Here is a 22,281-nt window from a genome sequence, read left to right as displayed (position 1 = left end):
TGCATTAATCTGCCGACAAAGATAACAACTTTACCATCGTTTTATAGTTTCTTGCTGTTGCTGTTATTTTTAATTTTCGTTCAAAGAAATTATTGTTGCATTTTGCGTTACCATAACCTGCCGAGAAATGGGAATAGACACATTCATCCTTTATCACAAATGTTTCGTTGGGAAATGATATTTTTGAAAGCTCATCAACCAATGCTTTACTTGACGACCCATATAACAGCATAAAATAACTTTCTGCTTTTTTATTGTCATAGAAAGGACAAGCGTCAAAAATTTGCTGAAGTTCTTTGGGACTTTTTACCAAAGTTGGCACTTCAAAACCAAAGTGTTTTTTATTGCGTTTTGGATAAACGATGCTAACTTTTCAGCGCTATCTTCCGAAGACCTAAAAACTACAATGCCACTTTGAATATAAGTTTGCACATCTTTTAAACCTCCTTTTGAAAGCAATTAGCGCAGTTCAGCCATTGGGACTCTTTTTTGTCCGCTTACGATTATTCCTCTAAGCAATGCGACGTAAGTATTCATTACTTAATTATATTTTTTGCCGCAATAAAAGCTCCAGTCCAGGCATTTTGAAAATTGAAACCTCCAGTAACAGCATCAATATTTAAGACTTCGCCAGCAAAATAAAGATTTTCAACAAGCTTGCTTTCAAACGTTTTGAAATTCACTTCTTTTAAATCAACCCCGCCCGCTGTAACAAACTCTTCCTTAAAGGTGCTTTTCCCATTCACTTTAAAAACGGCTTGGGTGAGTTGTGACGCCAATACTTCAAGTTGTACTTTATTTAAATCTGCCCAACGGGTATCCTCGCTAATATTTGAAGCCAAAACCAACTGATGCCAGAGCCTTTTTGGTAAATCAAAATGTGTGGACTTGAACACTGTTTTTTTAGCTAAATCCTGTTTTGAAGTTTTTAATACCTCTAAACAATCTTCAAAAGATTTTCTAATAAAATTGATTTTAATCTGAAATTTATAATCGCGCTTGGCAAGCTGCAAAGCACCAAAAGCAGACAGTTTTAAAATAGATGGAGCGCTCATACCCCAATGGGTAATAAGCAGTGGGCCTTCACTAAATAAATCGGTTTCTAGTACGCTTATCTCAACATGTTGTGCAACAACTCCCGGAATATCTTTAATCCGCTCATCTTCAATATTAAACGTAAAAAGTGAAGGAACGGGCTGCGAAATGGTATGCCCCAAATCTTCCAAAACCTTCCATATTTTGAGGTTGCTCCCTGTAGCTACCAATATTTTTTCTGCGGAAAATAACCCTTCCGACGTTTCTATTTGAAACCATCCTTTTTTCTTTGAAATTGATTTTACAATGTGATTATACAAAACATCAACACCATACTTTTTGGCTTCATTTAAAAAACAATCTATAATGGTTTGCGACGAATTTGAAACAGGAAACATCCGGCCATCTTCCTCAATCTTAAGTTCCACACCTCTTTTTTCAAACCATTCGATGGTATCGCCAGTCATGAATTGATGAAAAGGCCCCAATAATTCCTTTTCGCCCCGAGGGTAATTTTGCACCAATTCCTGCGGAATAAACTCGGCATGCGATACATTACAACGTCCACCTCCAGAAACCTTTACCTTTTGCAAACCTTCCTTACTGCGTTCCAATATGGTTACTTTGAGCTTTGAATTTTGCTCGGCAATATTAATTGCCGCAAAAAAACCAGCAGCACCTCCGCCAATTATAATCACATCTTTTCGTATCATAACTTATCGGGAAAATCTGAAATTATTCCGTCAACACCATAAGATTTTAAGCGTTCAATATGCTCTTTCTCATTAACCGTATAAGTCAAAATTTTAAGGTTGTGCGCTTGTATTTTTTTCACCTTTTCTTGGGTTAACATGGTATAATCCAGATGAATGGATATAGCATTTATTTGCCCAGAAAAAATTATAGCTTCCTCTAAATTGGTATCGGTTAAAACACCCAAATTAATGTTTTTGTTTGTTTCATAAACAGTCTCCAATAAATCATTTTGAAAACTGGATACCAAAAAACTATGCCAACTCCAGCCTTTTCTTTCAACATAAAACTCAATGAACTCCGCAATAGGTTTGGCCGTATTATGCCCCTTCAGTTCAATATTCATTAATAAGCTGTTATCAACAACATTCATAACTTCATGCAACGTAGGAATCGCAAATTCATCAAGAACTTTTAACTTTTTTAATTCTGAAAGTATATATTTTGAAATATCGCCAGAGCCATTGGTCACCCTATCTAATGTGAAATCATGGAACACCACCAACTCGCCAGATGCACAGCAATGCACATCCAATTCAATTCCGGTCGCGCCCAATTCTATGCCTTTTTTGATGGATTCTATGGTATTTTCAGCAATGTGACCAGCCGCACCACGATGACCAATTTTTAAAATTCCTGAAGTCATTTTTTATCTTTTGGTCGCATTAAACCTTCCTGAGCCACTGATGCTATGAGTTTACCGTCCCTCGTGAAAATATTTCCTTGGGCAAAACCTCTGGCATTTGAGGTACTAGGCGATTTCATGGAAAACAGCAACCAATCATCAAAGTCAAAATCGCGAAAATACCACATGGAATGATCCAAGCTAGCAGTTTGCATATTGCCCCAATGTGCTTTACTTGCATGTGGATTAAGAGCAGAAACCAAAATATTATAATCTGAAATATAGGTTAATATTTGCTGTTTGGTTACTAAATCTAAACTATTGGCCGTATAGCCTTTTAATTTGAACCACACATCACTAAATGGTGGCAAATCCTTTCGCTCCAAAGGATTGTCTATTTTTGTTGGTTTAAATTCAATGGGGCGTTTAATTTCAAAAAATGTCTTTAAGCTATTAGGCAAGAAATCGCCAAATTGATGTAAAATGTCAGTCCAACTTAAAAGTTCTTCTGGTTGTTTTAAACCAGATTTCATCTCAATTTGATGGTTATACCCATCTTCTTTTTTATGAAATGATGCCGATAAAATAAAAATTGTTCTGTCCTTTTGGTGGGCAGTAACACGCCTAACCGAAAAGCTACCACCATCCCTAACCCGGCTCACATTATAAGTTATTGGAAGGTTTAAATCTCCCGCCTCCAAAAAATAGGCGTGCATGGAGTGCAAAATTCTTTTGTTTGTTATGGTTCTGCTGGCAGCATTAATAGCCTGGGCAAGCACTTGTCCACCAAAAACCACTGGACTGCCAACGGTTTTACTTACGCCATTAAACTCACTTTCGGTTACTTTTTCTAAAATCAGTAACTTTAATAAGTCGTTAACTGTGGTCATTTTTTTCCATTTAATTGTATAAATCTATTAAATATTAAGTGCTTTTACACAACAATTACCAATAGTTTAAGTTTTTTAGTTTTTGATTGATTTATAAAACAGGTAATTTGCCTTTTCAAGTGTTTCTATGTTACACCATCTTCAAAAAATATTGGCTTTTTCGATTCTATTAAACTCCTGTCAAACAGGAAAACTTAATGTTATTTCAGACCTTCCAAATAGTTTGAAGGAAGCTTCAGCCGTTGAAACTGTTAATGGTTCAAACTTATTATGGACAATTGAGGATTCTGGAAACAAAAACAATATTTACGGCTTAAATAAAAATGGTAAAATTGTAAAAGACATTGATATTAGTAATTCCAGTAATATTGATTGGGAAGATTTAACTTCGGATAGCTTTGGAAACCTCTACATTGGTGATTTTGGTAATAACAGCAAAAACCGAGATGATTTTACCATTTATAAAGTTTCAGATTTAAAATCGGATAAAACCACTGCCGAACGCATCAATTTTATTTTACCAAAAAACCTAAAGCCAAAGGATTTTGAAGCCTTTTTCCTTTTTAATGACTACTTCTATATTTTCAGCAAAGAAAATAAATCGAGTATTCTTCTAAAAGTCCCCAATAGCATTGGAAAACACACTGCGGAAATGATAACCGATTTTAATTTAGACGGAAAACACAATGAGATAACTTCGGCTGATATTAGCGATGATGGGAAAACAATTATACTCTTGAACCATGAAAAACTTTGGAAAATAACAAACTATGAAACCGACCGTTTCTTTGAAGGCACAGTCGAAGAAATGACCTTTGGGCACGGTTCACAAAAGGAAGGTATTTGTTTTAAAAATAACCATTCGGTTTATATAACAGACGAAAAGACAAAAGGAGAAGGAGGAAACCTTTATGAGTTTAAAATAAACTAGAATCCAAAACCCAACTTGAACGCCAAACGTAGTCCATCTGAACTATTAAATGCCGAAACATTTAAGGTTAACATATCTGCTGCATTGGCAAAAATACCACCTCCTACTGAGGTATTCCATGTGTCGGAATAGTGGCTGGGGTCGAGCAATAAATTGTCATCAACCCAAACTTTTCCGTAATCAAAACCCCCATAAACACCAATATTTAAAGGCAATATTCCTGTTTTTAATTTTCTAAGATTCAATCTTAAATCGGTACTTTGAACATATGAGCTTTCACCAGTAAACCGTTCATTTCTGAAACCTCTTAGACCATTATTGGCACCAATATTGGCGCCTTGATAAAACTCAAAACCATCACCAAAGTTAAAATGTCCTTTAAATTTTGTCGCCAAAACCAATTGCCCGCTCGCAATTAATTTATAATCAAATCCCAGTTCGGGAATGAGATAACCAAAACCTTTTGAACTATCTATGTTGCTTTTGTAGCCAGCCTGTAACGCAAATAACATTCCAAGTGTTGGAAAGGCCGAATTATCAGAATTTGCATATTGGTATTTGCCATGCACGCCAATGAATTGGTCATTCATATCTTCACCATCCCCTAAAAATTCATCATTGATAAACCTGCCTTGAGTTTCTTCAACTTCAATAGTTTCATAAGACAAACCGAATTCAACACTAGACCCCAATTGGCCTTTCCAGATTAATGAAGGTTCAACTTTTATGGTTTTTAACTTAACGCGGTTATAGTCTAAATCGGCATCAAATCCATCATTTTCATCAGCTTCAGGGTTTGGCGTGTTGTTACCAAATCCAAAAAAGTTGACAGCATAATTGGGACTTGTAAATTTGGTATTCAAGTTCAAATTCCATCTTCCTATTACATTCGCAAATTCAGCGTTATAGCCTAAATCGAACCCATTAGTTGCAAAATAGTAAGATGCAGAAAGGGTATGTTGGGCACTAAACGGATTACGTTCAAAACTGTAATTGGTAAAGGTATTGGTGAACCCAGCTTTAAATCCGTCATCTGGATTAGCTCCAAACGAAGGGATAAATTGATTAGAACTGTTTTTTAACTTTTTATAATCATAAACATTGGTTTCATAATCATCCGTTAACTTTAACGTTCCTTTATTGGTCAAAAATTCATTCTTTTTGGATTTATGGTCATAGACCTTAAGATTATTACCATTTGAAATGTTATAAACGTCTTTATTTTGGCCACCTATTAGTCTTATTTTAATTGGGTTATCTCCATCTCCAAAAACCTCAAATCGGTCGTCATCATCCAATCCATAAAGCCAAATCTCTTTTGTACTCGATTTTGAATAAATTCGCTGATGAAACAAATCTGCTTTATTATCTTTTTTTATGCGATATGCAGATATTTTAGTCTCACCATTTGGCAACCGCTCGATATCAAACCAATCATCTTTATTGGTGCCTTTTACTACCGAATATTTATTTAAATGGGTATAATATTTGTCCGATATCTTCTGAAGATTCGCCCGTCTTCCAATTAATTTTTGTCTTATTTCTAGAATTGAATTCTGATCAACTTCGGGCGGAAAGTTTTTAAATGCTTCATCGATAACGGCATCGGTTAAATTTTTTACAATGTGCGCTACCTGAGCATCCCAAACCGCCTTGTTCGATTGATTTATTAAGGCCATATCCAATGGGTAAGGTTCCAAATTAAACCATTTAGGGCTTTTTAAATCGTTATCATAGCTTTGCATAAGGCGCAATGCCGGAATCAGTTTAGTGGCCACACTCAATAAGGCTCCATCTGCCATAATTGAGAATGCTTGATCTCTGTCTCTAGGCACCGGTCTATATACTTTTTCCCCATTTTCCTTAAATTCCGCCCACCGCCATTGGTCTTCATGCCTATCCCAATCCCCAATGAGCATATCAAACAAACGCGCCCTTATATATGATGCCTCATCAAGCACAAAATCTTCGTCCTTATTCAATTTTTTTAATACATCATCAGTGCTTATCAACTCATTGGAATAGCCAAAACTTGCTTTGTCCCCATGCCCAGAATCAGTGCGTTCCTCAATCATATACAATTCATTGCCAAATTCACTGTTAAAGTGTCCCAAAGCATTTTGTTTTGGCACATAATACAGCACTGGATTTGTATGATAAATGCCAACTGCATCCGAAAGCTTTCCAATAGTAAATGGCGCATATGGATGCGACCCCGTAAATACATCAAGTAACAAACCCTCAGTATACGTATCATTAAATTGACCCTCAATATATTGATCTTTAAAAGCAACAGCCTGTAAATATTGCACCGCATTTTTTCTGAGTGCCCGCATAACATATTCGCGGCCTTGTTTATCCTTTAAGCGTAAGGATTTTGATTGGTGCCCACCGCCCTTTCTAACAACCCTTAAGCCGCCTAATAAAGTGTCTAAATCAACTGTTGGCGCCTTAACTTGAGTGCTGAAATCTTTCCGATACCGATTGCCCCAAAACAACTTATAAAGTCTTCCTTTTGAAGTTTCCTCTTCCGTATAAATTGAGGCCACCTTATCCGTTGGGTAAGATGTAGGATAGGTATTGAATATCTTTTTTTCATCCTGTTGAAGAACTTGGGATTGAAACACAACTTGGTCTTCAGCATAAAAGCTAACATAAGACGACCCATCACTAAACACATCCAAACGGGCGTAGCCCATTGCTCCATAGGAAAATTGACCACCACCTACATTTCGGGTAGGTTTGGTTTTTGAACCTGAACCACTTACTATTTGTGGCTGGTTATCTTCAAATATGTATTGAAGATTATGATCGTGACCCGAAACAAAAATAGTTTTATCATTCTCCTGTGCCAAAGTGATTATTCGTTTTCTAAACTCGTTATAACGCTTATTTTGATTATCAACAGTAACAATACCGCCTGTTTTTCTCATGACATTTTTTAGCGTTCCCAAAACAGGAAGCGGGGACATATGGCTACCAAATGAATATTGCCCCCCATGCGAACCATTTGTAAACATAGGATGGTGAATGGCAATAATTGTAGTTTTTCCTCTAGCTTTTTTTATTTCCCCTTCCAATTCGTCAAAAAACTTGGTTCTAGTTTTTATATCGCATTCGTCATTTATGGTTGGATGCTTATCCCAATTGGTCATGTACCATTCAGAATCCACCAAAATCAACACAATGTTTTTATCTATTTCAACCTTTTCAATGGGACAGCCATCTTCTGGCAAAAAGGTGTTTTTCCCGAGTGCACCCTCAATATATTTTTCTTGTCGTTTTAAACCTTTTAAACCATTGCTGTACCAATCGTGGTTTCCCGGAATGAAAATCGTTTCACCTTTAAAATCCTTAACAGCATCAATTTGCGCATTTAATTGATTTTCGGCGAACGTTCGTCCAAGCTCCTCTTTTTTTGGTAAGCCCTTCGGATAAATATTATCTCCTAGAAAAATTGTAGTACTATTATTCGAAGCGTTTGAAAGTTCACTTTTAAAATCATTTATGGCTTTTGCAGATTCCGCTTCACCAGAAATACCTGCATCGCCAATCAGGTAAAAACTATGCACTATTTTTTTATCTGGAAAACTTAAAGACTCAAACTGATTATTGGCATATTGGGGTTTATAAGTTGCACAAGAACTTAAAAACAAACTGATTATAATAATAGAAGAATAACGAAAAATCCTCATGGTTGGTTCCTGTAAATGACTAAATAAAAGTTAGATTTTGGCTTCAAAGCTTTCCTCTAAATTAATTCATTTTTCTGAAATAATATATTTACGAACTACAAGATAGCATCGAGCAGCCCACTTTATGCCTTGCCCATTCGGGTCTTTTGGCAAACCATTTTTCATGCTCAAGTTGTTCATTATAAGGATTTTTTAGCAATTGGAACAGTTCATCAATTAATTTATAATTCCCTTTATCAGCATTATCAATGGCCAATTGAGCCATATAATTTCTAAGCACATACTTGGGGTTTACCAAATTCATTTTCTGTTTTCTGTCTTTTGAAGGGATAACTTCCAATTCCAATCTTGATGCATAGCGTTTGAACCATTGGTTCCATTTTTGTTTGATATCTTCCGTTATCTCATTTTGATTATAAAAAGCATCCATAATAAGCTGAAACCCTTCAGAATGACTTTCAGCAATGAATTCGCTCATATTTCTAAAGAAAATAGTCATGTCTGTTTCGGCCAACAATAAATTGTTTTCCAAGTCTTCTATTAATGATTTATCGAACACATCCTCCTTAAACAACCCTATTTTGGAACGCATCATTTTTAGATATTTTGTTTCGTAGTTGGTTTTATAGTCATCCAAAATTGTTTGAAAAGGTTCGGCTTCTTCAACCAAAGGATATAATGCATTTGCCAATTGATACAAGTTCCAAAGGGCAATATTTGGCTGATTGCCATATCGGTAGCGTTTATGTTGGCTGTCTGTAGTGTTTGGTGTCCATCCAAAATCGAATCCTTCCAACCAGCCATAGGGGCCATAATCTATGGTCAGGCCTAAAATAGACATGTTATCGGTATTCATGACCCCATGCACAAAACCAACCCGTTGCCAATGAATAATCATGTCCAAGGTTAAATCTGTAACCTCCTTAAATAATTGAATGTAAGTTTCTTTTGAAGGCTTCCCTAAATGCGAAAAATGGTATTTGATGGTATAATCTACCAAAGTTTTTAAGGTTTCATGTTCTTGTCTTGCCGCAAATATTTGATAGCTACCAAAACGCAAAAAACTAGGTGAAACCCGAGTAACAATGGCTCCTTTTTCGTAGGCTGGATTGCCATCATACATGACATCGCGCATCACCTTATCACCAGTTAACGCCAATGAAAGAGCACGCGTTGTTGGCACACCCAAATGAAACATGGCCTCACTGCACAAATACTCACGAATTGATGAGCGCAAAACGGCCAACCCATCTGCCGAACGTGAATAAGGAGTTTCCCCTGCACCCTTGAGTTGTAAAGTCCAAAATTTATTTTCATACTCAACTTCAAACAAATTTATGGCGCGACCATCACCCAACTGGCCAGCCCAACTACCGAATTGATGTCCAGAATAACACATAGCGTAAGGTTTAGTATTTGGCAAAACATAGTTACCTGTAAATACGTTTAAAAAAGTTTCGCTTTGTGCATTTTTTGATGACATCCCCAAATTATCCAACATTTCGGGAGATACATGAATCAATTCTGGCTTTGGCGTTTTCTTGGGAAAAACATACGAAAAACACGCATTTGAAACCTGCCTTCGGTTATTTTCCAAAACAGGGTCTGCTGGCAATTCTTTAGTAAACCTTTCTTTTATATTGAGTTGCATTTATCTCAATTTTTCGGCATGAAGCTTTCTTAGCTTTGCCAATTTAGGGGTGATTACAAAACTGCAATAGCCTTGTGATTGGTTCTGTTGATAATAATTTTGATGATAATCTTCGGCTTTGTAAAAAACATCTAAAGGTGAGAGTTCTGTAACAACTGGGTTATCAAAATATTTATCAACTTCTTTCAACACTTTTTCAGCAATTTCTTTTTGCTCTCCGTCATGATAATAAATTACCGACCGGTATTGGGTTCCTACATCACCTCCCTGTCTGTTAAGCGTTGTGGGGTCATGGGTTGTCATGAAAACAATCAAAATATCCTCAAAAGAAATTATACTGGCATCAAAGGTAATTTGAACTACCTCTGCATGACCCGTCAGTCCAGAGCAAACTTCTCTATATGTCGGATGTCCCGGCGCATTCCCCCCCGAATAACCAGAAACCACTTTTTCCACACCTTTAATGTTCTGAAATACTGCTTCAGTACACCAAAAACAACCTCCTCCGAAGGTTGCCGTTTGCAAATTGTTGTTATCCATTGGCTACCTCCTTCTCCAATTGCATAGATTCTGAGTTAATGCAATATCGCAATCCGCTAGGTTCTGGTCCGTCAGGAAAAACATGCCCCAAATGGGCATCGCAGTTGTTACACATTACTTCTACCCGCACCATGCCATAAGCAGTATCTTTTTCATACTTAATGGCATTTTCTTTAATGGGCTGGGTAAAACTTGGCCATCCAGTACCCGAATTGAATTTTATGGTAGAGTCAAACAATGGTGTATTGCAACACACACAATTATATTTTCCTGCTTCGTATATACTACAAAGCTCTCCGCTATGTGGACGTTCAGTTCCTTTTAAACGGGTAATCCTAAATTGTTCAGGTGTTAAAATCTGTTGCCATTCGGCCTCAGTCTTTTCAACGCGTTTATCTGGAGTTGGGTTTCCATTCACGGAAAAATTGATGACGTCTTTCCAAGTAAGCATATTTTTGTCCTTTCTTAATAAATTATGTTCATCTAAAATTCAACTTTAAGTCGATAAAACAACCAAAAACTTACAATTTACGACTTCTTAAAGCTTTCATGAAATTTACAATAAAATATTGCGTTATTTATAGGTTAATTTTATGTTCTTAAAGTTTAGTATTTTTACTTTATCACAAACTTAATTTCTTTTTATGCTTATTTCGGAAGTAGAAAAATTTGTTCTTAATCTTTTAAATAAAAAGTTAGATCCAGCTTTTACCTATCATAACATTCCACACACACAACGTGTGGTCGCAAGTGCAAATGAGCTGGCCGAGCTTTCTAACATCAAAGAAGACCAAAAAAACCTATTACTCATAGCAGCTTGGCTTCATGATACGGGTTACACCAAAGACATCAATAATCATGAAGATGAGAGTATTATTATTTCCAAAGAATTTTTGAAGGAACAAAACTGCTCTGAAAAGGATATAAAAACGATTTGCGACCTTATTTTGGCAACCAAAATTTATGCTGAACCAAAGACTAAGTTGGAAAAGATTATTCGGGATGCAGACTCCTCGCATATTGGCAGTAAAAGTTACCGTGAGATTTCTGAATTGCTTAGGAAAGAATGGGAATTAAAATGCAACAAAACTCTAACCGAAGCCGAATGGCTGAATGAAAACATTGATTTCTTATCGTCAAGACATCGTTTTCATACCGCTGAGGCCGCAAGTATTTGGGATGACCGTAAAGGCAAAAACTTATCAGAATTAATTAAAGCAAAGCAAAAACTTGATGCCAACAATAAAAAACTAAAACAGAAAAAAGAGGAAATCCGCTTTAAAAAGAACAAAATTGAATTGCCCGAGCGTGGCATAGAGACCATGTTCCGAGTGACGTTAAAAAACCATATGGAACTTAGCAATATTGCTGACACCAAGGCAAACATATTGTTATCGGTAAATGCTATTATTGTGTCTTTGGTTCTATCAAATTTGGTGTCAAAACTCGATAATGCTTCCAATGCCTATCTTATTGTTCCAACAGTAATCTTTGTGATTTTTACGGTAATTTCCATTGTCTTATCCATTATTGCAACCAGACCAAATATTACCAGTGGAAAGTTTACCAAAGAAGATGTAGCCAACAAAAAAGTGAACTTATTGTTTTTTGGAAATTTTCATAAAATGAGCCTCGACGAATTTGAATGGGCCATGGAAGAAGTCATGAAGGACAGAAACTATTTATACTCCTCAATGAAAAAAGACCTTTACTTTTTAGGATTGGTACTGAATAGAAAATATAAAATATTGCGACTTACTTATAGCGTTTTTATGGTTGGAATTATAGTAAGCGTTATTGCATTTGCTATTGCCTTTAAGTTTTACGGCAATGTACATTAGGCCTTGATTTCCTTCATTAAATCATCATAAGTATAAAAGGCTTTGTCATCTTCATTTTTGTGATAAAGCACACTAACCCTAATAGCCTTTAGACCAGTTACAGCTTGTAGGTCTTGTAATTCTAAAATTTCAATATCGTTATCTAAGTAATGTTTTGATTGTAAAAACTTAACATAACCCAAGTATTCCAATTCATCTTGTTTTTGCGAATAAACAATAGTGATTTTACCTTTTTGAGTTACGCGTTCGTTTGTTCCTTTTATATAAGCTTTGTCTACACGTTTTTTTACAATCTCATAGCGGGCATTATATGTGCCATCAACATCAAACTGCTTTTCATCCATTCTAAAACTAATGGTCAATGGTTGATTGAAAACCAATATCATTGATGCCACATCTAAAGCAACAGGAAAGTCAGACTGCATTTGGTAGTAAGTGTTTTCCATTTCGCACATCACTTGCAATTGCCAAAGGCGCAGGTTATAAAGATATATAGGGTTGAAACTATCTTTCTTGGTTATAGACTCACCAATGTACATGTTATGCTCAACACCATCAGTTTTAAAACGCTCAAAATAATGCGGATACATATTTTGTGCTTCAATCTGTTTTTTATCTAATAATGATGCCATTTCCATGTTAATCTTGGCAATGGTTTCATCGTAGTCTTTTCTATTTTTGTAAAGCACATTTATTTTGCTATCGATACTTTCGTAATAGCCATCTATATCTACTTTCAGTTCATCATACTCGTATAGATGTTCAAGTAGTGGTTCAATATCTTGTTTGAAAAATGCGGAAATTTGTTGTTCACTATCAACCTGAAAATTATCGCCTAATCCTTTTCTAAATGAATTGATTTGATATATAAATTGTTGGTAAATGGGCAACGACTCTTTCTCAGAAACTTTTTCAATAATATGTTTTACAGCCTTTAACTGAAGGATTAAATCTTGTTTGGTAGCTTTGTTTCTTGCCTCTGAAGACCCTTTAATATCAATTTGTCCATAAAGCGGGTAAACCTGTTCAAAAGCAATCTTTTTAAAAGACGCATCATTACCACCCATTTGGTTTTTAATGTAGTTTTTTGCCTCTTGCACAAAACGCCATTTAACACTTGGATGAATGGATGTACATTCTTGCTGAATAATGGCTTCAATTAAATTTTCCTCTTCATTTATGGACCGCTCAACTGAAGAAACGATAAACGGCATAATATCGATAAGCTTATTGGCATTTATGCTGTTCAATACTTTTGGGGTATAAGAAACAATTTCAAGTATACCCATTAATCCGTCATCATTTGCAATAGGCGCAATAATGGCACTTTTTATACCCTGTTTGTGCAAAGTAGTAATATGAGGTGCATGTCCTTTTGACTTTTCAAAAATCTTATCGACATCTGAAACTGAAAAATATTTTTTTTCTTTTAACACCCTATTGTAAGACCATTTGCAAAAGGCTTCCTTACAACTTTTGCTGTCCTCGCTTCCAAGTAAAAAACTCTTAATACCAAAGCCAAAAATTGCATTAAAAGTACCTTCTGTTTTATTGTAAGCCGAAAACCCAACTTTAATATCTTTTACGCCTAAGAGTGATTCAAATATTTCATGGAAATTCTCGGTAAAACACTCATCTTTCTCTTGTCCCTCTCCAATAAGACTTGTTTTGATGTTGGAAATGGATTGATCGTCTGTAACATCAAAAATATTCGAAATCACAAACCCTTTAAAAACATGGCTATTGGGTGGAAATTTTTCCTTCCAAAGCTCTATGTTTTCAAAATTATCCAATAGTTCATCATAATCTTCAGGCGTGATTTTTTTGGCTTTTTCCGTTGGAATTATTTCGCAAAAATCGGCGTTGTATAAAATTTTATAGTAGCGCAGTATGCCATTTTTATCAGGTATTTCGTAATAAAACGGTCTTTTAAAATTCAAATCATAACCATAACAAAAACTCAGAATAATGGTACATGCTATAATGTAGGTATCATCCTCAGGCATGTTTTTAATTTGAAGCTGAAAACCTTTGCCCGCATTTTTTATGATGTTTTTAAATCGTTCAGATGAATTGAAAATCAAATTATGCAGTGGTACCGAAGCTGTTTTAATCTCGTTTTTGGTTAGCAACGGATTAAATGTATCATTAAGAATTGCCTTTATTTCATTTTCCATTTCAGTTAAAATGGTTGTATCACTAAAACCATCGCGTAATTCAGGAAAATCTTCTGCTATTTTCAAAATGCGGCTAGCCTTCTCAGCAATAAATCCGTCATCGCCTTTTGCCAAAATTTCATATTGCTTCAATAACTTGTTGAAACTAACTTTTAGCTTTAAAGGCGACTCGATGTTATCGTTAATGTCCATATTTTTAAAATGCTGATAAAACAAATTTACGAATTATTACGTGAGTCGATATTATTAAGACCACCTAACAACCAAAATGTTACAATAATGAAGTATTATAGTAGTATAGTAGTCCTTCTATTTTTATTTAAAAGAAAGAAGTAAACTAAAATAGTATTAAGAGAATTAGTTTACCGCAGGACAGTTACAATGATATGGTTCACGTTTACAACTAAAATTATACCCCAAGGTTAACTGATGAAAACCCCCGTTTGTAAACACTACCGAATTTGTTTGATAAGTATAGGTGTAGGCAAACATAAAGTTGTTATAGTTGATGCCCAAAATTGGAGTTATTTGTTGAAGTTTTTGACTACTAACCGAATTGGAATTGGTTATATACTCTGTCCCATCAAAACTATTTCTATATGACAACCCTCCCCATAATTTACCAAAGTCCATTTCCTTGTAAACCTTAGCATTTACATCAATACCGCCCTCTTGGGTAGCATCCCTGTATTGAAACATAACAGATGGCTCATAACTCCAAGAACTGCCAAACCTACTGAACACATAACCTACCGAAAGCAAATAACGTCTTAAATTGCTTGTAATATTGGTATCTTTGTTAATTCCTGAATTCTTCAAAACATTCTTTACAGTAGCGTGGGCATAAAAATCAAGATAATGGTATGAGAAGCCGAAATCAAGGTTAAAATTTGTTTCATTTTGCACAATACCATCAATTATGGGATCTGGTATTGGGGCATCACCCAAAAAAGTAGTTTCATCCAATTGGTATTGAATAAACCCTGCACTTAAACCAAATGAAAGCATATTCAAATCTACACTACTTCTTGAAAACATAATGTGGTGTGCATAAGTAGCGTAGGCTCCTTTCTGTGAGTGGTATCCATTTTTATCGGCATACAAAATACCTCCAAGTCCTGACGGAGACTCACCCACCCTTCCATTTAGACTTAATGTTAAAAGTTTTGGTGCATCTTCTTGCCCAAACCACTGCTGCCGCCCTGTTAACCTAACTTTAGAACAGTTGGCTATACCAGCCATAGATGGGTGAATTAAATAATAATTATCGGTAAGATAATCGGTATATATGGGCAACCCTTCTTGCGAAATAGCCAGTTTGGAGCAAAGCAAAAATGTAACCACTAAAATGATAGTTCTTAATCTCATAACAATCGTAACAAGCAATCATGGTTTCTAACAAACGTGCTGATTATTAAAATATTATATTCATCACAGCACTGATACTTCATTAGTTTTTAACTCTAATTTAGCATATACTAAAACTCAAATATAGGATTTCTAAAGTTTTCTTTTAGTACTTTTGTAAAAAATTAGCTAAAATGAACACTTTCGAGGTTTCTGTGCGAGAAACAACAAATAACGCCATTATAAAGTTTGAATTGAATCAATTTATTACAAAACACCAAAGTTTTGAGTTCAACAACATTGATGAAGCAAAAAATGCGCCATTGGCCCAGCAATTGTTTTATTTACCATTCGTTAAAAAAGTATACATTTCGGGCAACTTTATTGCCGTTGAACGGTACAATATTGTTGAATGGGGTGATGTACAAGACGAAGTTGCCGAACAAATTGAAGCTTATTTGAATGACGGAGGCATTATAGTTGAAGAAGATGCAACCCAAAAAAAAGTACCCGTTACGGTTTATGCCGAAAGCACGCCCAACCCCTCAGTAATGAAGTTTGTGGCAAACAAAAAGATTGTCAATACGCTATTTGAATTCACCTCCATCGACGAAGCAAAACTCTCGCCACTTGCCACAGAACTGTTCCATTTTCCGTTTGTGAAAAGTATTTTTCTTGACGAAAATTATGTATCCATTACAAAATATGATGTTGCTGAATGGCAAGACATCACCATTCAACTTCGTGAATTCATCAAGAATTATATCGAAAACGGCAAAGAAATAGTCAAGCCAAATGCCGCCGAAACATTGCAAAAATCAACAGAACAATTGGATAGTCAGTTTGATACCTTGGATGACACATCCAAAGAAATCATAAACATTCTCGAAGAATATGTAAAACCAGCAGTAGCTAGTGATGGCGGGAACATTCAGTTTATTTCTTACGACGAGAGCACCAAAAATGTTAGTGTTATGTTACAGGGTGCATGCAGCGGTTGCCCATCATCAACGTATACGCTTAAAAGTGGCATCGAAAATATGCTCAAACAAATGTTACCTGGTAAAGTAGAGATGGTTGAAGCCATAAACGGATAGTCTTCCACTTTTTTTGTGACCAAATTTAACTACCTTTGAGTGCAAAGGTCTCGCCGGATTTCTAAAACCTCAGCAATGAACAGCATTACCATAAGCTTGATTATTTTGGTAGCTTTAGAGCATGTCTATTTTTTAATTTTAGAGATGTTTTTATGGACCAAACCAAAAGGCATAAAAACCTTTGTTTTAAAATCAAAGGAATATGCGGAAGACACTAAAGTTTTAGCCGCTAATCAAGGGTTATATAATGGCTTTTTGGCAGCTGGATTATTTTATTCAATAGTTTTACAAGACACTAAAATTGCCACTTTTTTTCTCTTTTGCGTGACCATTGCAGGCATTTACGGGTCATATTCTACAAAGCAAATAAAACTGTTTTATAATTCAGGCCGTTCCAGCCATCTTGGCCTTAGTGAGCGCTTTGATGTTTTAAAACTTAACAGTTTTTTCACTTGAATATTAAGAAAAAGGCTATAAAAATCATTATTTTACAACTCTAATATAAATTATAAAAATTATGGATATTGAAAAATGGATTGACAAAGGATACGAATTAATTATGTCATTTGGTCCAAAAATAATTGGGGCTATAGTCATATGGATTATTGGGTCTTGGGTCATTAAAAAAATAGTTAAGGGTACAAGAAAAATAATGACCAAGCAGAATTATGATGAAAGCCTTCAAAAATTCTTGGTGAACCTATTGGGCTGGATTTTAAAAATTGTTTTAATTATCGTTGTACTTGGCACTGTAGGTGTTGAAACCACATCGTTTGCGGCAATTATTGCCGCTGCAGGTTTGGCCGTTGGTTTAGCACTTCAAGGTTCTTTAGGAAATTTTGCTGGTGGTGTACTCATTATGATTTTTAAACCTTTTAAAATTGGAGATTTAATAGAAGCTCAAGGTGAACTGGGAACAGTTAAGGAAATTGAAATTTTCACTACAAAGTTAACCGGACTATCCAATCGTGAAATTATTATTCCTAACGGTGCCTTATCAAACGGAAACATCATAAATTACACTACAGAAGGCACACGCCGCGTAGATTTGGTTATTGGAGTTGATTACGGTTCAGACATTAAGAAAACCAAAGAAGTATTGATGAATGTTTTAACATCGAACCCTAAAGTGATAGAAACCCCTGCCCCGTCAGTAAATTTAATGGAATTGGCCGATAGCTCTATAAACTTTGCGGTAAGACCTTGGTGTAAATCGGAGGACTATTGGGCCGTTTATTTTGGTGCAACAGAAGAAATCAAAGAAGCTCTTGATTCTGCTGGCATAGAAATACCATATCCACACCGAGTTATGGTGAACAAATAAAAACGTTTAGGATTTCGGCTTTAAAGCCACAAAATCTTTTAAATAATAAGGTTCAAAATAGGCGACATCTTCGGTGTCGCTTATTTTATATTTGCTATATGCCAAATGCCCCATTTCATTTGCTGAAGGCAATTCCCCTTCTATAAAAATAGCATTAGGGTGATTTATTAACGTTTTGGTTTTTTCAACCCCACTACCAACAAAATAAACTTTACCTTTTTCCAAATATTCCGCGAAAGCACTTTCATCTAAAATTTGCGCTTGGGTTTCCCTAATTTTACAATGATTTGAATCGTAAATCGCAGAGTAAACCTCCAATCTTCTGGCATCCAGCATGGCTACAATAAAACCTTCTTCTGTATTCACTTTATGTGCCAACGACTCCAGGGTTGAAACTGAAATTAAAGGTTTATCCAATGCAAAACAAAGCCCTTTTGCTGCCGAAACCCCTATGCGCAAACCCGTATAAGAACCAGGACCTTTACTTATAGCAACGGCCGATAAATCTTGAGGCGCTATTTGGGCTTCTTTTAAAACATCATTGATATAAACATGAAGTCTTTCGGCATGTGAATAGTTTTTATCATTGTCTTCTTTCAGAACAATGGTTTCTCCATTTTTTGAAACGGACACCGAACAATTGGTGGTTGCGGTTTCTATGTTTAAAATAAGTGCCAAATTAAAAAGTTATAATTTTTCCCATGTAAAAGTCTAAAACTTTTGTCTTAAAAACAAAATCATATTTGGCATTTATCAATGAAGATTCTGCATTTATTAGCTGCACTCTTGCCTGCTCCAGTTCAAAGGCTGTCATAGCCCCATTATCATAACGTTCCTTTGAATTGCTAAAGGCCAATTCTTGTGATACCAAAGATTTTTTAGCAGCCTCATACGCTTTTAAAGCTGCTTGTGCATCGGTAAAAGCCCGTTGGATATTGGATTCTAAGTTCAACTTTGTCTGCTCTAAATTAAGCACACGGTTCGCTTCTTGAATTTTTGATTTAGCAACTGCTGTTTTATTTTGAAATCTTGAAAAAATAGGGATATTAACATTTAATCTCAAACTATGCCCTTTGTTGTCATTTAATTGCTGGAAAAATGAATTGTCGCTTGATAGATTTGAAAAATTTGCCCCGGAATTAAACCCGTAACCCAAGGTTACATTCGGCAAATAACCAGTTTTAGCTATTTTGGTAGCGAGTTCTGCATTTTCAATATTTTTTTCAGCTACCTTGATTTCATTTCGATTTTGAAAAGCGTAATTTAAAATTGGTGCAATGTCTGAATAAAGTAGTGCCGCCGAAGGGCTGTCGATTTCAATAATTTCAACATCGAAATTCCCAAATGGCACTTGCAATAATTGCGACAATGATAGAAGTGCCAAATTATAACTGTTTTCCGCAAGCGTAACCTGTTGTTCATCCCTGCTTAGGGTAGCCTCGGCATCATATATGTTGGCCTTGGGTTGAACCCCAGCGTTTACCAAATCCTTTACCTGCTCTAATTGTTGTTCGCTAAAATCAAATTGAGCCTGAGCCGTTTCAAGGTTTTCCTTATTAAACAAAACATTTAAATAGGCATTGGCTACGTTTAAAGAAATATCATCCTTTATTCTGTTTAACTCAAATTCGTTTGTTTCTAAATTCAACAACGATTGCTTGTATAGGTAAGTATTTCTAAATCCATTAAATACCGTTTGAGACACGCTTAACCCCACACCAGTTGAGTGGAATGTTCTATCCACAAAGTTTCCTGGATAAAGTTCCGCTTGCCCTAAACTCATAGATTGCGAAATACCCATTCCCAACGAAGGATAAAACTGCCCCTTTGATGCTATAATATCCTGTTCGCTAACAAGCAAGGTGTTTTGGGCTTGCTTGACGTTAATGTTATTTTCCAGAGCATGTGCAACACATTCTTGTAAAGTCCATTTTTTTTCCTGTGCAAAAGACATCAAGGAACAAATAAGGCCAAGAAATAGACTAATTTGCTTTATTTTAATTTTCCTCATTGCCTTCATTGTCTTTTGATGCTTTATTCCAAACTTTTATTTTATCGCCCATTTTTACACCCTCGGTAATTTCAATATTTATTCCATCAGATATTCCCAGTTCCACATCGGCTTTTCTATACTTGTTTTCTCCATCTAAAATCTCAACAAAAGGTTTTTCGGTGAACCTATCGTACTGTAACAATGCTTCTCTTATGGCCAAAACACTATCTTTGGCTTCCAAATCAATTTCGGCATTGGCACTGTACCCTGCCCTAATATTGGTAATGGAATCTATCTTTACATCTGCCTTTATGGTAAACTGTACCGCACCATTTTCTTCAATACCTTTTGGTGCCACGAAGGTTAGTGTAGCCGGAAATTCCTTATCGTTGATGGCGCCCAGAATCACTTTTATTTCTTTGCCTTCTTTTAATTTACCTACTTCGGCCTCATCTACTTTTCCTTCAAAAATCATTAAACTCATATCGGCTATCGTGGCAATCGTTGTACCTGCGTTAAAATTGTTACTTTGAATAACCTGGTCGCCTTCCCTTACAGGTATTTCTAAAATAGTTCCCGGAATTTGCGCGATAATATTGGTGTTCGCAGAACTTCCACCAGAAATAGAACCACGCTTGATAATTTGATAGTCGTTTTGCGCTTGTGCCAATGCCTCTTTTGCCTGGTTGAATGATAATTCACTGTTTTCAAAATCTTGTTGCGAAATCACTCCTTTTTCAAACAATGCCTTGTTTCTATCATATAACGTTTTTGCGTTATCGAATGACAACTTACTTGAAGCAATTCTACTTTTGGCACTAACCAAACTTTGCTCGTTCGGCACGACCCTTATTTTTGCTATTAAATCACCCTTCTTCACGATGTCTCCTTCTTCAACAAGAATTTTATCAACGATGCCCGAAATCTGAGGTTTTAACTCGACTTCCTCCTCTGGGTTAAGTTTTCCTGTTGCAACCGCCTTCGTATTAATAGGTGTATAAAAAGGCTCTTCAATCTTGTAGTCTATAATATCTTTTGAATTGGAATCCTTAAAATATTTTAACACAAACGCCAACGCTATGATTGCGACCAATACTAAAATAATCTTTACTGTTTTATTCATTTTTTTGATTGTTTATTCTTCTCTTAATGCTTCAATAGGTTTTACACTCGTGGCTTTAAAGGCTGGTATCAACCCTATTAAGGTCCCCAAAACCACTAATATGATTAAGGCTATAAATACCACGATGATTGGAACTGATGCATTTACTAAAATCGCATTGTCGCCTTGACCATAAAAATGGTCCAATAAAATTAAAATCCACCCTCCTGTTATTATACCTCCAATTCCAGCAATTAATGTCAGGAAAACGGCCTCAACCACAATTTGTCTTTTAATTTCAAAAGGTGTTGCTCCTATAGCTCGTCGGACACCAATTTCTTTGGTCCGTTCTTTTACGGTTATCAATAAAATATTACCAATAGCAAAAACTCCGGCAATTAATGTGGCTAAACCAACAAACCAAGTTAAAAACTGCATACCTGTTAAAAAATTGGTGGATTTCTCAAATCTCTTTCCCAAATTGAAACTCCTAAAAGCTCGATTATCTTTTGGGTGTACATCATTCAATGTTTTTAGGAGTAACTTGGCATCATATTCAATTTGCTCGATATCGTATTCAGGTTTTCCTGTTATCATTAAAAATCCGATACGCTCACCTTGATTATACACTTGTTGGAAAGTGGTGAATGGGATGTGTATATCTTCGCTCGGACCAAATGGCAAATCATCTCGATCATACAACCCAACTACCTGATAACTGATATTATTAATTTGAATATACTCGCCAATAGGATTTTCATCTTTTTGGAACAACTGCTTATAAATATTTTCAGAAAGTACCGCTACTTTTTTGTTATTGTCAATGTCATTTTGATTAATAAACCGGCCATTGATAAGATTCTTCTTTTTTACTTTATCTAAAACGGGATAATCTCCCATAACGTTGAACCTTCCTGAAAGAAAGTTTCTTACCACTTGACCTTGATTCATGTTTCTGGGCACAACAAACTCGATTCCTTCAACATTTTCTTCAACTTTTTTAATATCCGTCAAGGTCATTTGTACCCGTCTACCTTCCTGAAAACCTTTAAATGGCTTGTCAGTGCTCCAACTCCAAATAAAAACGCTATTAGTGGCAAAATCACCAAACAACCTGTTAAATGCATTTTCCAATCCTCTTGCCGAACCGAGCAACCCAATGAGCAACAAAATACCCCACCAAACACCAACCATAGTAAGCACAGACCTCAGCTTGTTTTTGCCCAAACTGCCTAAGACTTCTTGCCATGTATCTCTATCCAGTAAAAATCTAAACATTA

Annotated in this window: 18 protein-coding genes and 1 pseudogene; 5 read left to right on the top strand and 14 right to left on the bottom strand. The window is 35.7% G+C overall.

The genetic code is table 11. From position 1 onward, the window contains the following. Nucleotides 1-4 precede the first annotated feature (4 nt). The 4 genes and pseudogenes from ACB104_RS07270 to ACB104_RS07255 all read right to left on the bottom strand — a co-directional run bounded on the left by ACB104_RS07270 (nucleotide 5) and on the right by ACB104_RS07255 (nucleotide 3,303). Nucleotides 5-477: pseudogene (locus tag ACB104_RS07270) on the bottom strand (DUF1697 domain-containing protein). Between the two features lie 59 nt (nucleotides 478-536). After that, nucleotides 537-1,748 (bottom strand): BaiN/RdsA family NAD(P)/FAD-dependent oxidoreductase, encoded by a 1,212-nt coding sequence (locus ACB104_RS07265; protein ID WP_370477622.1) that lies wholly within the window; start codon nucleotides 1,746-1,748, stop codon nucleotides 537-539. Then, on the bottom strand, nucleotides 1,745-2,434 hold the full coding sequence (locus ACB104_RS07260) for a glycerophosphodiester phosphodiesterase (protein WP_370477621.1): 690 nt from the start codon (nucleotides 2,432-2,434) through the stop codon (nucleotides 1,745-1,747). Before ACB104_RS07260 ends, ACB104_RS07265 begins: the two co-directional genes overlap by 4 nt. Next, complete coding sequence (locus tag ACB104_RS07255) at nucleotides 2,431-3,303, bottom strand: acyl-CoA thioesterase (RefSeq protein ID WP_370477620.1); 873 nt, start codon at nucleotides 3,301-3,303, stop codon at nucleotides 2,431-2,433. The genes ACB104_RS07260 and ACB104_RS07255 overlap by 4 nt, the downstream gene beginning before the upstream one ends. 151 nt (nucleotides 3,304-3,454) lie before the next feature. Here ACB104_RS07255 and ACB104_RS07250 point away from each other — a divergent pair, with 151 nt between their 5' ends. Then, on the top strand, nucleotides 3,455-4,234 hold the full coding sequence (locus ACB104_RS07250; RefSeq protein ID WP_370477619.1) for a hypothetical protein: 780 nt from the start codon (nucleotides 3,455-3,457) through the stop codon (nucleotides 4,232-4,234). On the opposite strand, the gene ACB104_RS07245 is transcribed toward ACB104_RS07250, so the two are convergent. The 4 genes from ACB104_RS07245 to msrB form a co-directional block, all read right to left on the bottom strand. Continuing rightward, on the bottom strand, nucleotides 4,231-7,929 hold the full coding sequence (locus ACB104_RS07245) for a metallophosphoesterase (RefSeq protein ID WP_370477618.1): 3,699 nt from the start codon (nucleotides 7,927-7,929) through the stop codon (nucleotides 4,231-4,233). The two genes, ACB104_RS07250 and ACB104_RS07245, sit on opposite strands and share 4 nt — an antisense overlap. An 88-nt stretch (nucleotides 7,930-8,017) precedes the next feature. Next, on the bottom strand, nucleotides 8,018-9,580 hold the full coding sequence (locus tag ACB104_RS07240; protein WP_370477617.1) for a protein adenylyltransferase SelO: 1,563 nt from the start codon (nucleotides 9,578-9,580) through the stop codon (nucleotides 8,018-8,020). Continuing rightward, nucleotides 9,581-10,120, bottom strand: a complete 540-nt coding sequence (msrA, locus tag ACB104_RS07235) for a peptide-methionine (S)-S-oxide reductase MsrA (RefSeq protein ID WP_370477616.1) — start codon at nucleotides 10,118-10,120, stop codon at nucleotides 9,581-9,583. Continuing rightward, entirely contained in the window at nucleotides 10,113-10,571 is a 459-nt protein-coding gene (msrB, locus tag ACB104_RS07230; RefSeq protein WP_370477615.1) for a peptide-methionine (R)-S-oxide reductase MsrB, read from the bottom strand. Before msrB ends, msrA begins: the two co-directional genes overlap by 8 nt. A 193-nt stretch (nucleotides 10,572-10,764) precedes the next feature. Here msrB and ACB104_RS07225 point away from each other — a divergent pair, with 193 nt between their 5' ends. Then, a complete protein-coding gene (locus ACB104_RS07225; RefSeq protein ID WP_370477614.1) occupies nucleotides 10,765-11,961 on the top strand; it encodes a Pycsar system effector family protein in 1,197 nt (398 codons plus the stop codon). On the opposite strand, the gene ACB104_RS07220 is transcribed toward ACB104_RS07225, so the two are convergent. Next, on the bottom strand, nucleotides 11,958-14,330 hold the full coding sequence (locus tag ACB104_RS07220) for a GAF domain-containing protein (RefSeq protein ID WP_370477613.1): 2,373 nt from the start codon (nucleotides 14,328-14,330) through the stop codon (nucleotides 11,958-11,960). The genes ACB104_RS07225 and ACB104_RS07220 overlap by 4 nt on opposite strands. A 165-nt stretch (nucleotides 14,331-14,495) precedes the next feature. Further along, nucleotides 14,496-15,506 carry a PorP/SprF family type IX secretion system membrane protein gene (locus tag ACB104_RS07215; protein ID WP_370477612.1) on the bottom strand — a complete coding sequence of 337 codons (1,011 nt, stop codon included), beginning with the start codon at nucleotides 15,504-15,506 and terminating at the stop codon, nucleotides 14,496-14,498. Nucleotides 15,507-15,679: 173 nt separating this feature from the next. Here ACB104_RS07215 and ACB104_RS07210 point away from each other — a divergent pair, with 173 nt between their 5' ends. The 3 genes from ACB104_RS07210 to ACB104_RS07200 all read left to right on the top strand — a co-directional run bounded on the left by ACB104_RS07210 (nucleotide 15,680) and on the right by ACB104_RS07200 (nucleotide 17,906). Next, entirely contained in the window at nucleotides 15,680-16,582 is a 903-nt protein-coding gene (locus ACB104_RS07210; protein WP_370477611.1) for a NifU family protein, read from the top strand. Between the two features lie 75 nt (nucleotides 16,583-16,657). After that, the gene (locus ACB104_RS07205; protein ID WP_370477610.1) at nucleotides 16,658-17,038 is read left to right on the top strand and encodes a DUF1304 domain-containing protein; all 381 of its coding nucleotides are present in this window, start codon (nucleotides 16,658-16,660) and stop codon (nucleotides 17,036-17,038) included. Between the two features lie 61 nt (nucleotides 17,039-17,099). Beyond that, nucleotides 17,100-17,906 (top strand): mechanosensitive ion channel family protein, encoded by an 807-nt coding sequence (locus tag ACB104_RS07200; RefSeq protein ID WP_370477609.1) that lies wholly within the window; start codon nucleotides 17,100-17,102, stop codon nucleotides 17,904-17,906. 6 nt (nucleotides 17,907-17,912) lie between these two features. On the opposite strand, the gene tsaB is transcribed toward ACB104_RS07200, so the two are convergent. Genes tsaB through ACB104_RS07180 form a run of 4 tightly spaced genes read right to left on the bottom strand, consistent with a single transcriptional unit; the run spans nucleotide 17,913 to nucleotide 22,279 of the window. Then, nucleotides 17,913-18,584 (bottom strand): tRNA (adenosine(37)-N6)-threonylcarbamoyltransferase complex dimerization subunit type 1 TsaB, encoded by a 672-nt coding sequence (tsaB, locus tag ACB104_RS07195; protein WP_370477608.1) that lies wholly within the window; start codon nucleotides 18,582-18,584, stop codon nucleotides 17,913-17,915. Between the two features lies 1 nt (nucleotide 18,585). Then, nucleotides 18,586-19,917: a TolC family protein gene (locus tag ACB104_RS07190; protein WP_370477607.1), complete on the bottom strand. Its 1,332-nt coding sequence runs from the start codon at nucleotides 19,915-19,917 to the stop codon at nucleotides 18,586-18,588. After that, on the bottom strand, nucleotides 19,904-21,022 hold the full coding sequence (locus ACB104_RS07185) for an efflux RND transporter periplasmic adaptor subunit (protein ID WP_370477606.1): 1,119 nt from the start codon (nucleotides 21,020-21,022) through the stop codon (nucleotides 19,904-19,906). Before ACB104_RS07185 ends, ACB104_RS07190 begins: the two co-directional genes overlap by 14 nt. Before the next feature lie 12 nt (nucleotides 21,023-21,034). Next, nucleotides 21,035-22,279, bottom strand: a complete 1,245-nt coding sequence (locus ACB104_RS07180; protein WP_370477605.1) for an ABC transporter permease — start codon at nucleotides 22,277-22,279, stop codon at nucleotides 21,035-21,037. Between the last annotated feature and the right edge of the window lie 2 nt (nucleotides 22,280-22,281).

Origin of the sequence: Tamlana flava (assembly GCF_041287255.1) — a bacterium.
GTDB lineage: Bacteria > Bacteroidota > Bacteroidia > Flavobacteriales > Flavobacteriaceae > Tamlana > Tamlana flava.
Note: the sequence above shows the minus strand (reverse complement) of the source record. Positions and strands in the feature narration are given on the sequence as shown.